The organism is Candidatus Pristimantibacillus lignocellulolyticus (genome assembly GCA_023639215.1).
Lineage (GTDB): Bacteria > Bacillota > Bacilli > Paenibacillales > Paenibacillaceae > Pristimantibacillus > Pristimantibacillus lignocellulolyticus.
The window spans coordinates 3,499,248-3,513,561 of record CP097899.1; the positions used below are offsets into that span (position 1 = coordinate 3,499,248).

The following is a 14,314-nucleotide window of genomic DNA, read 5'->3' on the forward strand; positions in this document are numbered from 1 at the left end:
ATTTTTTATGCATAAGAAGTCCTAAAAATCACATTTACACTATATTTTTTATATTATTAATTTCACCAAACGACTTCACAAACAATGATATATGTAAATCTAGTGAAAAATAATAGAAAAGAGGGTTTTTAATTTGGAAAAAATCAAGAATACACATTTAACGTTAGGTCATAAAGAAGCACCAATAAAAGTAGAAGTGTTCTTAAATCTAGCATGTCCATATTGTGCGTCATTTTATGAACTTGTAGATGAAGTGCTTCTACAATACATAAACCAGAACAAAGTTGAATTAATTGTTAAACATTATGATAAACCTCGAGAAATGCTATTACCAGGAACACTTATCAATCTAAACTTAGACTACAATGATCCTATAAAAACATTAGACAATGTTAAGTCTTTGTTTAAAGAGCAGGGGACATGGGATAAATTCTCAAGTCATGGTATTAAGGAATACATTGAAAAGAATCATGGATTGAAGGAAGAAGAACAGAATATTGAAATTAGTCTTCAAGTGACTGCTGAAGCCATTGCTCGTGAAGTCAAAATGGTTCCAACAGTATTTATCAATCATTTAGAATTTCAATACCCTAAAGAAATTTCCGCTGAAGAATTAATTCAAGTGTTGGAACAACAACTAATAAAGGAGAAAAAACAATCATGAAATTCAAAACACTTTTATTTTTAACTTTAATAGCATCATTAACTATATTACTAGTAGCTTGTGGTAAAAATTCAGATGAAACTTCTGAAAAAAAAGTTTTAAAAGTAGGTTCTTCAGGTATATATCCTCCGTTTATTTCAGTTGACGATAAGGGAAATCCACAAGGTTACGACGTTGAAGTACTAGAGTTAGTAGCTGAATCATTGGGTTATGACATTGAATGGACATTTGCCGAATTCTCAGGGATTTTTGGAATGTTAGATGCAGGTAATATAGATACGGTAGCGAATCTAATTGCAGCTACGGATGAACGTCGTGAAAAATATGATTTTTCTTCGCCATATGCATTCTCAGGAGCAACCCTAGTTGTGCATGAAGACACTAACGATATTAATAGCATTGAAGATTTAAAGGGAAAAAAAGTAGGTGTATTACTTGGTAATAACTTACATAAATTTTTAGAAGATTGGAATAAAGAAAACGGGAACGAGATTATTATTACTCCTTACCAAGATGTAAGTGGTACTTATAATGAGGTAGCCTTAGGTCGCTTAGATGCATTTATTGATGTAAAAATTACTGCTGCTTCTCGTATATCAAAGGAAGGCCTTCCTTTGAAAATTTATGGTGAGGATTATTTAATCAATTACGATTATGCTTTCCCATTTGTTCGATCAGAAGATAATAAAGAGTTCTTGGATTCTTTTAGTTCTGAAATCGAAAAATTATTAAAGGATGGGACTCTGAAAAAACTTTCAGATAAGTGGAGCGCAATTGATGTAACGGTTCCTCACAAGTGATAATAAACGAAAGGCTACTCTTTATAGAGTGGCCTTTCGCTAGTTGACATAAGAAAGGTTGGCTACTGTATGAAGTTTGATTTTGAGTATATGCTCAGTCTATTTCCAGAAATAATAAAATTTTTACCGATTGTTTTATATATAGGTACATTATCGTTTCTATTAGCTATCGTAATTGGATTTTTCTTTTCCATCATTATAAAAAATAAAGTCAAACTACTTTATCCTATTCTAAAAGTCATCATTTCCTATTCTCGTGGAGTACCAACCTTAATTCAAATATTTATTTTATACTTTGGGGCGCCACAAATATTTCCAAGCCTGAGCTCTATGAATGCCATTACAGCTGTTATTATTTCTCTTAGTTTGCGAAATGGAGCCTATTTATCAGAGGTTTTCCGTTCAGCATTTTTGGCGGTGGATAAAGAACAGTATGAAGCATGTTTATCCGTTAATATGACGAAATGGCAAGCCTTACGAACGGTTATTTTACCCCAGGTTGTGCGTATTACCATCCCACCAGCAGGTAACTACTATATTATGATCATTAAAGACACTTCTTTAGCCTTTACTATCGGTGTAATTGATATGATGGCGCGTGCTAAGCTTGAGGCTGCCGTATCGTACAAGTTTTTAGAAGCATATTTGATGGTTGGTCTTATTTACTGGATGATTTCTATTGTGCTTTCGTTCCTACAATCTGAACTTGAATATACTGTTGAAAAGCCCTATCGAAAGGAGGAGTTAAAATGATTAAAATAACGAATCTACATAAAAGCTACGGTTCTACTGTTGTATTAAAAGGAATCGATCTAGAAATTGCTGAAGGAGAAGTTGTAGCTATCATAGGGCCATCTGGTTCAGGGAAATCAACGTTTTTACGTTGTATAAATTTCTTAGAAGAAGCTCAAGTGGGGACTATAGAAATTGATGGAATCAAAGTAGATTTAGAGAATTATACGAAGAAACACGTAAGTGATATCCGTAAGAAAACAGGAATGGTCTTTCAAAACTATGGCTTATTCAAAAACAAAAATGCGCTTCATAATGTATCTGAACCAGTACGCCTAACACGTAATACATCTCGGCAAGAAGCTGAACAATTAGCTTATAAAATTTTAGCTAATGTTGGTCTTCAAGGTAAGGAGCATAATTATCCTGTAGCTCTTTCAGGTGGTCAACAACAACGTGTAGGGATTGCCCGAGCTTTAGCCCTTGATCCATATGTTATTTTATTCGATGAGCCTACTTCCTCGCTAGATCCGGAGTTGGTTGAGGAAGTTTTAATTGTTATGAAATCTGTTATAAATAGTAAACGTACTATGATTGTTGTGACACATGAAATGGATTTTGCGCAAAGTGTGGCAGACCGAGTTGTTTTTATGGCTGACGGAGTCATTGTAGAACAAGGTACGCCAAAGGATATCTTCCAAAATCCGCAAAATGAAAGAACACAAAGATTTTTGAGAAGCTACTTACACAAATCTAAATAAGGCTTGGGAAATTGGAATGACTGCCGGCTTGGAGGGTTATTACGAATAACTTGGTGTTCCATGCAGGACATTTATTCCATGGTCATGGTTACTAATAGGGCTTTTCTTCATTAATTTTTGCAGCAGTCGTAATCCATCACAAAGAATTTTGTGAAGGCTCATTTATCACTGTGAAAAAAATATTAAATTGTATTTATAGTCAACTGAAAATGTAATAGACGTTAAGAAAGTGCATCTTGGTACTAGATGCACTTTCTTTGTGATTTTTTGTAATTATTAGTTTGTAAATATATAACAGAAATTTTTATGGCAAAATATTAATTTGACTATCATTCGATTGCTCCCCATTATTATAGAATATCGACCGCTCTGAGAGCGTTCTTTACTACAGTGGGAGGCATCTATGAATAGTCATAATTTACATAAAAACCAAGGAAACAGCCGGAGGCTCTCCGGCATTTTTAAGTTGCTGAAACGATTCCGAATGTGGATCATCGGGATTGTGTTACTACTTTCGTCGTTATTAGCAATCGGGGCCTATTGGATACATACTCTTGATATCGCGGAACTAGTTGTTCCAATATCTGCTCCGACCCAATTCATAGATCGGAACGGAGAGGTTAGTTCCGAGGTCACTTCTGCAAAAATCGAATATGTGCCAATCGATCAAGTTCCGTTGCATCTCCAACAGGCGATCGTCGCGGTAGAAGATAAGAGATATTATGATCACACCGGAGTGGATATCTTCGGAATTGTTCGCGCGGCTTTCCGTAATGCAAAAGAAGGCGGTGCAGTACAAGGCGGAAGCACGATTACTCAGCAGCTTGCTAAGAACGTATTTTTAACGGGTGAAAAAACATTCTCTCGCAAGATGACGGAAGCTGCTTATGCACTCAAGATCGAGGCACTTTATGATAAGAATCAAATACTCGAAATGTACTTGAATCAAATTTATTTCGGAGAAGGGCAATGGGGAGTGCAAAGAGCAGCCAAGCGATATTTCGGTAAACAAACGAGTGATTTGACATTGGCTGAGAGTGCTTTGCTTGCCGCATTACCGAAAGCGCCAAGTCGATATTCTCCGCTTAAAAATAAGGAGATCGCTTTGGAGCGTCGCAACCTCGTGCTAGGTTTAATGAAAGATGAGGGTTTTATCTCCGAAATAGATTATCAACATGCCAAAGCAGAACCGATTAAAGTGCTGAAGGAAATACCTCAGGAACAGGTCAACCATTTGCTAGGACAGTATGCTTCATATATGGATGAAGTAATCGAAGAGGCCATACGAGTATATGGATTTACCGAGCGTCAACTACTTGCTGGAAATCTACTCATCTACACAGAGCTGGATCCGGCGGTTCAGAACGCAATGGAAGAAACGTACCGCAATGAATCTCTTTTCCCAGAAAGCGCATCCGACCAACTGCTGCAGAGCGGGGCGGTCATCATGGATCCGTCTACTGGGGGGGTACGCGGAATTGTTGGGCAGCGAGGGCAGCATACATTCCGTGGTTTTAATCATGCTACACAGCTTGTCAGGCAACCTGGATCGGTATTCAAACCACTAATTGTCTACGCGCCTGCTTTGGAAAAAGGGTACGATAAAAATTCACAGTTGTATGATGGTCCATTGGATATTAAGGGTTACCGACCTAATAATGTGGATCACTTGACTTTAGGGCAAGTATCGCTCCAAGAGGCGGTTATCCAGTCCAGAAATATTCCAGCGGTATGGCTATTGAACGAAATTGGAATTAATACCGGAATAGAGTTTGTAGAGAAGCTCGGTATTCCGCTAGTAGAGGAAGATCGTAATTTAAGTGTGGCGCTGGGCGGATTGTCTCAAGGAGTGTCTCCACTTCAAATTGCGCAGGGCTATAGTGTGTTCCCTAATCTTGGAGTACAGGTTGAAGCGCATACGATTACAAAAATTACAACTGTAGACGGACAAGTTTTAGCTGAGGCTGAGCACCAACCGGTTGAAGTTATGTCTCCGGAGAACGCTTATGCGATGACCGAAATACTGCAAAATGTTGTAAGGGAAGGTACAGGAAAAAATGCGGCAATAGATCGTCCGGTGGCTGGGAAAACGGGATCGACGCAACTTCCGCAAAGCAAGCAGTTCGAAGGGGTTGCAGGCGGTGTTAAAGATGCATGGTTTGTCGGCTATACGCCAGAGCTGGTAGGTGCGGTTTGGCTAGGCTACGATCTCACGGACAGCAATCATTATTTGACTACATCGGGCGGTCAATACCCTGCTTTAATTTTCAGCAAAATGATGTCCTTAGCCTTAAAGGATGTTCCTGCATCTGAGTTTAAACGTCCTATACTCGAACAAACGAAAGACAAAGAGAGTACTATTATTACGAATAAAACAAATCAGGGAAATAAGAAAGAGGAGGAAGGGAAAAAAGAGAAGAAAGAAGAAAATAAAAAGAAAAAAGAAGAAGAGAAAAAGAAGAAAGAAGAAAAGAAAAAGAAGAAAGAAGAAGAGAAAAGAAAGAAAGAAGAGGAGAAAAGGAAAAAAGAAGAATAGAAAATATGTCTAATAGATAAAATACTAGATTATCGAGGACATTAAACTAACAGGCAGTTTAGTTGAACATTAATTAAAGTGAACGGTATCATAAGTTATATTATTTTGACAAAAAATATTATATTAAAAGGTGAGATCTCGTATGTCATTAGCAAATGATTTTATGATGTATAGGGATGAGATTGAATTGATACGTGCTCAAAACCTAGTGGAATGTGATTTGTACTCAATAATTGCTTGTATCATCAGAGAAAGAAAACAAGGTAATGAGATTTCTTTAAGAGATGTTTCTGTACGGCGGGAAACTGATTTTTCTAAACGATTTAGAGGAAATTCGGGATTTCCAGACTTTGTGATACGGACAAGAGATAAAACCAATAATGCAAATATTCTTGGAGCGGTTGAAGTGAAATATGTGGATGAGGATTTGGATTTGGAAAATCATTTAGAACAGTTAATAGGTCATCTTGATTTCTACAAAAGAGTTATTTACACTAATGGCCTCAAATGGCGGTACTATGTTATAGACGAGATTCAAGAGAACAATGTTATATGGGAGATTGAGCTTGGAGAAATTCAAAATGGAAAAGTCTTATGGTATAAAGAAGATAAATGGACAGAATTATTGAGAAAATTAGATAGTATTAAATGGAATTAAACGTAGCCTTGTGAATTCCGATTTAAGATGTCCGGCATTGAAATTTTTTCTATAATATGTTAATTTATAGACAGCTTAGAGATAAGCAAGTTCCTGACACGAAGGGAGATGTTTTTAATGGCAACTACTTATATGGTGGTTTGGTCTTAAAACTGAATAGCAGGCATACGTAGAAAAAGCGGGATAACGTCCGTATTATTTGGTGTGCCATCCGAAGTAACCTTTCGTGAATATTGCTGTTTGCAAGATACGATGAAGGTCGTATCTTTTTTGCGTCCTGATGCCGCGTGACAGCAGCTTCTTTAGAGGCTGCTTGTCTGTGGCATTTTTGCGTCCAAAAACATCTTTAAAGGAGCTAACAAAAAAACTATGATGAATTTGAAATCGTCACTGCTTAATGCGTTGATAGAACAGAACGTAATGAAGGTTCAGCCAATCCGTGAGGTAGATAGTCGGTGGAGGCATACGACAACGCAACGTCAGCTGTTCTTGTATGTCCAGAATAAAACGAGCTACCTCTTTGACAAGGACTCTAGAAACAAAACGGCCTCCATGTGGAGCAAGCAATCGAGGAAAAACGGAGGATTGAAAATATGAATATTAAATTAGAAACGCTGACCTATGCCTTAAGCCAACTGTTCAAGAAGGATATCATCTCGGCCGACTACCAAACCATGTCATTACAGGGCGGAACTGTGGGAAATGTGTACCTGGTGACGGGAATCGCGGAAACCGCGGAAGTGGAAAAATTGCCGTACCGTATCGTGCTGAAAATCCAGAAGAAATGGGACCGTTACGGTGATCCTGGTTCATGGCGTCGGGAATATGATCTCTATGAGTCAGACTTGGGATCGACGTTCCGGGATACCTTCCGTTGGCCGACATGTTATCACGCCGAGATGAATTCCGAAGAAAATGAATTCCAGCTGTGGATGGAATATATCGATGGGATAACCGGTTTAGACTTGACCGGTGACATGTATGAAGAGGCCGCGCTGGAGTTAGGACGCTATCAAGGCAAGTTGTATGCGGAGCAGCCCGCCGTGCTGCAGAGCCTGACCAACTTGAGCCATTCGGATCTCATGAAGAATACGTATTTGCATTATCGGTCATGGCCGGTCGTTTACGATTATATACGCTCAGAAGACTGCGAATTCCCGCAGAACGTTAGGCAAATGCTCATCGACATCGATGAGCACGCTGACGAGATATTCGCCCGTATTGAAAAATTGCCCCTTGTGCTATGTCACCGAGACTTTTGGGTGACCAACCTGATCTATGCTGAAGGAAAAATCGTGCTCATCGATTGGGATACATGCGGATGGGGTTACCTAGGGGAGGATCTCGCAAGCCTGATTGCTGATGAAGCGGATACCGATCACATGGTTGAATACTATCAGCGATGTGTCCCAGCGTATTACAAAGGATTTTCGGACCATGCGGATGTAACCACTATCGCCAATCATTGCGTCTACGAGCTGATCCTTCTCGTATTCGGGTACAGGCTTGTGGAGTGGTATCTCCACACAGAGGAGCATGACGAGAAGGCGAAGCATGTCGATACGCTTCAAAAAATCTATGAAATGAAGACCAGCCCTGTGCAGGGTTGACATTAATAAGAACTCAGAAAACCCTTGAATGTATTGGGTTTTCTGAGTTTCTTTCATTACGCACTTCATCTTATATATAGAAATATTCGATCTCTAGATAGTATTATAGAATGAATAAAAAAAACAGTTAGTTGCCGGGTTGTTTTTAGTTGTTCGATTACTGTAGACTCTAGGACAGATATTACAACTTGTCTATCATTGCGGAGGGAGATTCCAATACTAGTGGACGATGGAAACAGACACAAAATATGAAGATCTAATAGTAAAGGAAAGCGAGGGGGAAGTTATTCATCGTTTGCACAACGAGGCAGCAATAAGTTACGTTAGTAGCGGCTATAAGCCATGTAATATGCATCAGTGGGGGCCCGGAGTAAGGGATATTTATGCATTGCACTATATTATAAGCGGTCAAGGCTACTATGAAATTGGTCAACAAAAATTTCATCTTCATGCTGGTGAGAGTTTTATTATTTTGCCGCACATTCCAATTTATTATTATCCAGAACCACAAGATCCATGGGAATATGTATGGATTGAGTTCAAAGGAAGCGAAGTGCCGCAGCTGTTAGCATTAACTACCTTGAAGCCGGAATATCCTATTACGAAGGCAGCTCCGCAAAGGATGGACTCTTTTTATGATGTGAGTTCGTATAGCGAATTAAAGGCTTATGAAAAAATACGGTCTGATGCAAAAATTCGTTTGTTGATTTCGTATTACATAGAATTTTATCCGGCAGAAGCTACTTTAGACGATACTGATTATGTAAGGTTATCGAGGGAATATATTGAGCTTCATTATTGGAAGCCTTCTTTGACGGTTACGACTGTTGTAGAGCATGTGAATATTGAACGTAGTTATTTGTTTCGCTTATTTAAGAAGGCAACAAGTATGTCGGTATTAAGCTACGTCACAATGGTTCGTATTCAGCGTGCAAGTGAGTTGTTAAAGGATGCAGGTTTACCAATTAAATCAGTTGCCTATTCCGTTGGATATAGTGACCCATTATATTTTTCAAAGGTATTTAAAAAAGCAACAACTTATAGCCCAACAGAGTATAAGTTGTTGCATCAGAATAAGTAAGGGATTAACGAAACAGTACACATTTACCAGACGCACGATAATATTGAATTAATCGTTCAATTGGCTCGCGTCCACAATTGAGCTTTTCTCCTAAGCAATCAATGCACAGAAAGTCTTTCGTTGTCATAGAGACTAGCTTCAAATAAATGGCAACGTCATCGGTGATAAGTGGCACTCTACAGCTAAAGCAACATCTCATGCTGTTCATGCCTCTACACTAGCCTAGCTCTAATAACGAGGCAATCATGTGCGGGTACGATAGGGGAGAAGCGCTCTTTGAAGATCCCTAGCTCCTTATGCTCCCAGCAATCATACAATGACAATGAAAAGTTTGAAGCGTATGGTAAGCCAATATCCCAAAACAGCAAAGAAATTTCACGTTGGCTATCGCTTAGGTTGAAAAAGCCGATGGCTATGTCTCCATTAGTAAGTACCTTTACAAGCATAAATACTTCGTTATCATGAAACCACTGTGGTTCTGGCTTGATACGGTAAGCCCCACGTGCCTCCAAATCTTGATTTATCGCGAGAATATCTTTATTTAGCAATATATTTTTTGTAGCTGGCGTTGCTTTACGAATATCACTACCGATCATTAGTGGAGAACCCATCATACTCCATAAAGAAAAATGAGTCTTATACTCAATATCACTACAGCCACCTATTTTTCCAATATAGTCGTCGTTGCTACCACCATACATGCCAACAATAAGCATATCCATATCGTTATGACAGAATGAACCAGTATAGCACTCCTTGTCTAGCTGTGAAATGGCTAACTCCTTTATAGAAATCCAGTTATCACGAATATCTCCAGTAGAACGATACATGTGTGCACCTGACTCGCGAATCCAGTGATAGACATTGTCTGCTCCCCAGTTACAAGCAGAAAAAAGAATGTCTCTACCGCAGTTTTTCAGTGCTAGACTCATGCGTTTATAAAGCAACTCGCCAGAAATATGACGAGGCTTGAAGCAATAGTCGTACTTCAAGTAATCTACTCCCCACTCGGCGAACTTCTTAGCATCCTGAAATTCATGTTCAAAGCTGCCAGGATAGCCAGCGCACGTGTGGGTTCCCACACAGGAGTACATCCCAAACTTTAAGCCTTTGGAATGAATATAGTCTGCGAGTGCTTTCATGCCGCTTGGGAACTTCTTGGGATCAGCCACTAAATTTCCATGCTCATCACGTTCCTTCAAACTCCAGCAATCATCAATAACAACATATTCATATCCTGCATCTTTATAGCCCTCAGATACGAATAAATCAGCGATTTCACGAATTAATTGTTCATTAATATCCCATGTGAAAGTGTTCCATGAATTCCAACCAAGTGCAGGGAGCAGGCCAAGCTGCTTATCATTGTTCATCTTAATAAAACATCCTTTTTCGTGTGGTAGAAGCTACAAACATATTTAAGCATAGGCTAGAGAGTGAATCCTATAGTAAAACGTTGCTTACACATGTATAAATGTTGCTTTTTAGTAGTTTCTATCTCTCGTAATCCTACTAGTAACGGTGACAACAGCGAAAGTATTAAATTTGACCATTCGTTGCGCGTTGAAGTAACTGGTTACATTCATGGTAGTTAGTTATCGGATCACAATGATTACAATCACCTTCTCGTGATTTTATAACATAAAATAACAAATTTTGTGAAGAAAATGAAAATAAGGATATTACACTATTAATAGTTATAGTTTAATATGATAATAGTTGCATCTGTACTTAGAGATAGAAGCCATTTTTAGGAGGACAATGATGAATCCACAGTCTGAATTTTGGTACAATAAGCCGGCAGCTAGCTGGAATGAGGCGTTGCCTATTGGTAACGGATTTATGGGAGCCATGGTATTTGGTGATCCTATCGAGGAAAGAATTGCCTTAAATGAAGACAGTGTTTGGTATGGAGGACCTCGAGATCGGAACAACCCCGATGCATTGGCTAATCTTCACTCTATTCGTGAGGCGATTCGTTCAGGGGAGTTAAATCGAGCGCACGATATATCATTGTTGGCGTTGTCTGGTATGCCGGAAACGCAGCGCCACTTCATGCCGCTTGGTGACTTGAACATACAATTTTTCTCGCCTGATACACATCACACAGCAGAGGCTAGTACTGAGAAAGTAGTGGCTACTAGTGAAGTTGAACATTATTTACGAGAGTTGGATATGTCAAGTGGAATTGTTGCTAGTTATTATAAGCAATTCGGTATCTCGTATCGTAGAGAAAGTTTTGTCAGCTATCCTCACAATGTTATGGCGTTTCATTTTACAGCAGATATCCCGAATGCACATAATTTTCGTATCAGATTAACACGTGGTAGCAATCGCTACTATGAAGTCGTATCAAGAGTGAACGCGTGTACATTAATGATGAAGGGTGAATGTGGTGGGGCTCAGGGATCAACTTTTCGTGCCGGGGTACGAGTAATAGCAGAAGGTGGAGAGGTACAAATTATTGGTGAGCATCTCATTGTCAAAAACGCTGATCGTGCGTTGATTCTGCTTGCAGCAGCGACTTCGTTCAGACATGATAATCCTGAACAGTACGTATTGCAACAATTGGATAAAGCTGCGGCTGTAAGTTATGAGCAATTAAGGCAGCAACATGTTGAAGATTTCAATTCATTGTTTAGCCGCGTTGAATTCAAGTTAAAGTCAAAGGAAGATGTAAGTGGCGTGCCTATGAACGAGCGCTTGGAGAGAGTAAAGGGTGGCAAAGAGGATTTGCAATTAATTGAAATATTGTATCAATACGGACGTTATTTACTAATTTCATCTAGTCGCCCAGGTTCATTGCCAGCAAATTTACAAGGCATCTGGAATGAACATATGCAACCACCTTGGGACAGCAAATATACAATTAACATAAATACCGAGATGAATTATTGGCCAGCAGAGAACTGTAATTTATCAGAATGTCATGAGCCGTTGTTCGATCTTCTGGAAAAAATGCGTGATAACGGGCGAGTGACAGCAGCTAAAATGTATGGCTGTCGCGGTTTTGTTGCGCATCATAATACCGATATTTGGGCAGATACTGCCCCACAGGATCGATATGTTCCGGCTACGTATTGGCCGATGGGCGCGGCATGGCTTAGTTTGCATATGTGGGAGCACTATTTGTTCACACAAGATCATGTTTTTTTAAGACAATCAGCATATCCGATTATTACGGAGGCTGCACATTTTTTTCTTGATTTTCTAATTGAAACTAAAGATGGTTTATTAGTAACCAGCCCATCTGTATCACCTGAGAATAGCTATGTTTTACCTAATGGTGAAACAGGAACCCTTTGTGAAGGACCAGCAATGGATAGTCAAATTTTACGCGAGTTGTTTGCTGCATGTATTCGGGCTTCCGAGATATTGCAATGTGATCCGTCATTACGTAAGCAATGGCAGCATATATACTCGCGTTTGCCACAAATTGAAATTGGCAGCGAGGGACAATTGCTTGAATGGTTAGAGGAATATGTGGAACAAGAGCCTGGTCACCGTCACATCTCTCATTTGTTTGCCTTGCACCCAGGTAGTCAGATATCAGTGCATAAGACGCCAGATTTGGCGGCAGCTGCAAAAATAACATTAGAAAAGCGGCTTGCAAATGGCGGAGGGCATACGGGTTGGAGTAGAGCGTGGATTATTAACTTCTGGGCACGGCTTGAAGAGGCAGAATTGGCGTATGAGAACATTGTTGCTCTGATTTCGCATTCGATGCTTCCAAATTTATTAGATAATCATCCTCCTTTTCAGATTGATGGGAATTTTGGAGCGACTGCCGCTATTGTTGAAATGATTTTGCAAAGTCATTGTGACGAACTTAGATTGTTACCTGCTTTGCCTATGGCTTGGAAAGAAGGGCATATGAATGGATTGCGTGCTCGAGGGGGGTTCACTGTGGACGTAGCATGGAAAGATCATCGCTTAATATATACGCGTATATGTGCGACAGAAACGACTACTCATTGCCGAATCCGCACCAATCTTCCTGTTCGCATTCAATCATCTGAGCAAGCTTCTACATTTATATACAGTCAGGATTCTTTTGTAGCGGAATGGCAGGCAATGAAAGGGATTGTATATACAGTATTACCATTATAAGAAAATATATAGAATTTGAACGGTTATCATACCCTTATACCACGTGATAGTATTGATGTAATTATTAAGGTTTTTATCAATGATTACTCAGTATGAAAAACGATAACTAAAGGAGCGATAATAATCTATGGAAAGCATAAATGTAACGGAATTACCTGAGAAATATGTAGGCACGGTTAATAAAGAACTCCAAGGAACTGTTCAAGAGGTTACCTATACGGTAAACAATTATATTAATCTTTCTCGACAACTTGTTACGACAGAAAATATCGAGATACATGAAGCAGGAAGAGAAATCGTTACGGGTGATGCCCTGATAAAGAGATGTAACATCTACTTGCCTGCGGGATATGATCCAAACGACACAGAAGTCAAATACAATGTATTGTATTTACTTCATGGAGTAGGTGGGGATCAATATGAATGGTTAAGAGGTAGTGGTGAGGTCAACGATCGATTCATCATTTGCAATATATTTGATAATCTTATCGCAAATGGCGATATAGATCCGCTAATAATCGTGTTTCCCAATGGAAGAAGTGCCTATGACTGGACGGATAGTTCCTTCAATTCAGAGGGAACCAATATGTTGGGATTCTATTACTTTGATTATGAGTTAAGATATGATCTAATTCCATTTATAGAATTAAACTATAATACATACGCAGATATTACAGATATATCACCTGAGGGTGTAATATATAACCGTACGCGAAGAGCGATTGCCGGGTTGTCAATGGGCGGGATGCAAGCTCTGAACTTGATTCTTGGGGGATACAGACATGATTCCGCGCTATTCACTAGAACTGAGAGTCCTTGGAACAACGGGCTCGACAAGACTGTACTTGCTCCTGGGATGATAGATTTGTTTGATTATGTGGGGGCTTTTTCAAACGCTCCTACGTCGAGTGACGGCAAAACTCTTGGAGCGAGTCTGGCATCATGTACTCATAAGCTTCAATTATTATACACTACCTGCGGAAGTGAAGATGGAATTGCAAATAATAGTTTCTTAAATTCGATAGATCAACTAATACACCAAGCAGGGGATGATCTCGCTCAATATTATGAAATTATAATTCAAGGTGGTCTTCATGATTTCAATGTTTGGAATAATGGTGCCTACAACTTTAGTCGATTGGCATTTAGAAATGGTGATGAACAAGTATTGTCGAATGTAGTGAGGAAGACGCTTTAAGATAAATCGGAGACACAAGCAACTAGCTGACAACATTTCATATAATGTATTCAACCATTAGTATAAAAATTCAACCAATGATTTAGTTGTAAAACTACGCCTCCATATCGTCAAGATATAGATAAGTTATAATTAATTTATAAATTAGGGAGGTGTTTTAAGCG

General features: G+C 39.2%; 11 protein-coding genes and 1 pseudogene. 11 read left to right on the forward strand and 1 reads right to left on the reverse strand.

The annotated features are described in order from the left end of the window. Positions 1-133: 133 nt before the first annotated feature. The 9 genes and pseudogenes from NAG76_14810 (at position 134) to NAG76_14850 (ending at position 8,842) form a co-directional block, all read left to right on the forward strand. A complete protein-coding gene (locus NAG76_14810; protein URN93107.1) occupies positions 134-664 on the forward strand; it encodes a DsbA family protein in 531 nt (176 codons plus the stop codon). Continuing rightward, on the forward strand, positions 661-1,464 hold the full coding sequence (locus NAG76_14815; protein ID URN93108.1) for a transporter substrate-binding domain-containing protein: 804 nt from the start codon (positions 661-663) through the stop codon (positions 1,462-1,464). Before NAG76_14810 ends, NAG76_14815 begins: the two co-directional genes overlap by 4 nt. Positions 1,465-1,533: 69 nt before the next feature. After that, positions 1,534-2,217 (forward strand): amino acid ABC transporter permease, encoded by a 684-nt coding sequence (locus NAG76_14820; protein ID URN93109.1) that lies wholly within the window; start codon positions 1,534-1,536, stop codon positions 2,215-2,217. After that, positions 2,214-2,957, forward strand: a complete 744-nt coding sequence (locus NAG76_14825; protein ID URN93110.1) for an amino acid ABC transporter ATP-binding protein — start codon at positions 2,214-2,216, stop codon at positions 2,955-2,957. Before NAG76_14820 ends, NAG76_14825 begins: the two co-directional genes overlap by 4 nt. A 502-nt stretch (positions 2,958-3,459) precedes the next feature. Beyond that, complete coding sequence (locus NAG76_14830; protein ID URN93111.1) at positions 3,460-5,493, forward strand: PBP1A family penicillin-binding protein; 2,034 nt, start codon at positions 3,460-3,462, stop codon at positions 5,491-5,493. Between the two features lie 142 nt (positions 5,494-5,635). After that, positions 5,636-6,151, forward strand: coding sequence for a hypothetical protein (locus NAG76_14835; protein ID URN93112.1), 516 nt, complete (start codon positions 5,636-5,638; stop codon positions 6,149-6,151). A gap of 381 nt (positions 6,152-6,532) precedes the next feature. Beyond that, positions 6,533-6,748: pseudogene (gene rsgA / locus NAG76_14840) on the forward strand (GTPase RsgA). Continuing rightward, entirely contained in the window at positions 6,745-7,761 is a 1,017-nt protein-coding gene (locus NAG76_14845) for an aminoglycoside phosphotransferase family protein (protein ID URN93113.1), read from the forward strand. Before rsgA ends, NAG76_14845 begins: the two are co-directional and overlap by 4 nt. Before the next feature lie 229 nt (positions 7,762-7,990). After that, the gene (locus NAG76_14850; protein ID URN93114.1) at positions 7,991-8,842 is read left to right on the forward strand and encodes an AraC family ligand binding domain-containing protein; all 852 of its coding nucleotides are present in this window, start codon (positions 7,991-7,993) and stop codon (positions 8,840-8,842) included. 212 nt (positions 8,843-9,054) lie between these two features. Here NAG76_14850 and NAG76_14855 read toward each other — a convergent pair whose 3' ends face one another. Beyond that, a complete protein-coding gene (locus NAG76_14855; protein ID URN93115.1) occupies positions 9,055-10,215 on the reverse strand; it encodes a glycoside hydrolase family 27 protein in 1,161 nt (386 codons plus the stop codon). Between the two features lie 391 nt (positions 10,216-10,606). Here NAG76_14855 and NAG76_14860 point away from each other — a divergent pair, with 391 nt between their 5' ends. Together NAG76_14860 and NAG76_14865 are read left to right on the forward strand one after the other, a co-directional pair. Further along, on the forward strand, positions 10,607-12,952 hold the full coding sequence (locus NAG76_14860) for a glycoside hydrolase family 95 protein (protein ID URN93116.1): 2,346 nt from the start codon (positions 10,607-10,609) through the stop codon (positions 12,950-12,952). 127 nt (positions 12,953-13,079) lie between these two features. Beyond that, positions 13,080-14,150 (forward strand): alpha/beta hydrolase-fold protein, encoded by a 1,071-nt coding sequence (locus NAG76_14865; GenBank protein URN93117.1) that lies wholly within the window; start codon positions 13,080-13,082, stop codon positions 14,148-14,150. The last annotated feature ends 164 nt before the right edge of the window (positions 14,151-14,314 follow it).

Excerpts from the sequence above, each read along its gene's own strand:
- NAG76_14815 (URN93108.1), top strand. The coding sequence starts at position 661 with ATGAAATTCAAAACACTTTTATTTTTAACTTTAATAGCATCATTAACT.
- NAG76_14820 (URN93109.1), top strand. The coding sequence starts at position 1,534 with ATGAAGTTTGATTTTGAGTATATGCTCAGTCTATTTCCAGAAATAATA.
- NAG76_14835 (URN93112.1), top strand. The coding sequence starts at position 5,636 with ATGTCATTAGCAAATGATTTTATGATGTATAGGGATGAGATTGAATTG.
- NAG76_14825 (URN93110.1), top strand. The coding sequence starts at position 2,214 with ATGATTAAAATAACGAATCTACATAAAAGCTACGGTTCTACTGTTGTA.
- NAG76_14855 (URN93115.1), bottom strand. The coding sequence starts at position 10,215 with ATGAACAATGATAAGCAGCTTGGCCTGCTCCCTGCACTTGGTTGGAAT.
- NAG76_14850 (URN93114.1), top strand. The coding sequence starts at position 7,991 with ATGGAAACAGACACAAAATATGAAGATCTAATAGTAAAGGAAAGCGAG.
- NAG76_14845 (URN93113.1), top strand. The coding sequence starts at position 6,745 with ATGAATATTAAATTAGAAACGCTGACCTATGCCTTAAGCCAACTGTTC.
- NAG76_14865 (URN93117.1), top strand. The coding sequence starts at position 13,080 with ATGGAAAGCATAAATGTAACGGAATTACCTGAGAAATATGTAGGCACG.
- NAG76_14860 (URN93116.1), top strand. The coding sequence starts at position 10,607 with ATGAATCCACAGTCTGAATTTTGGTACAATAAGCCGGCAGCTAGCTGG.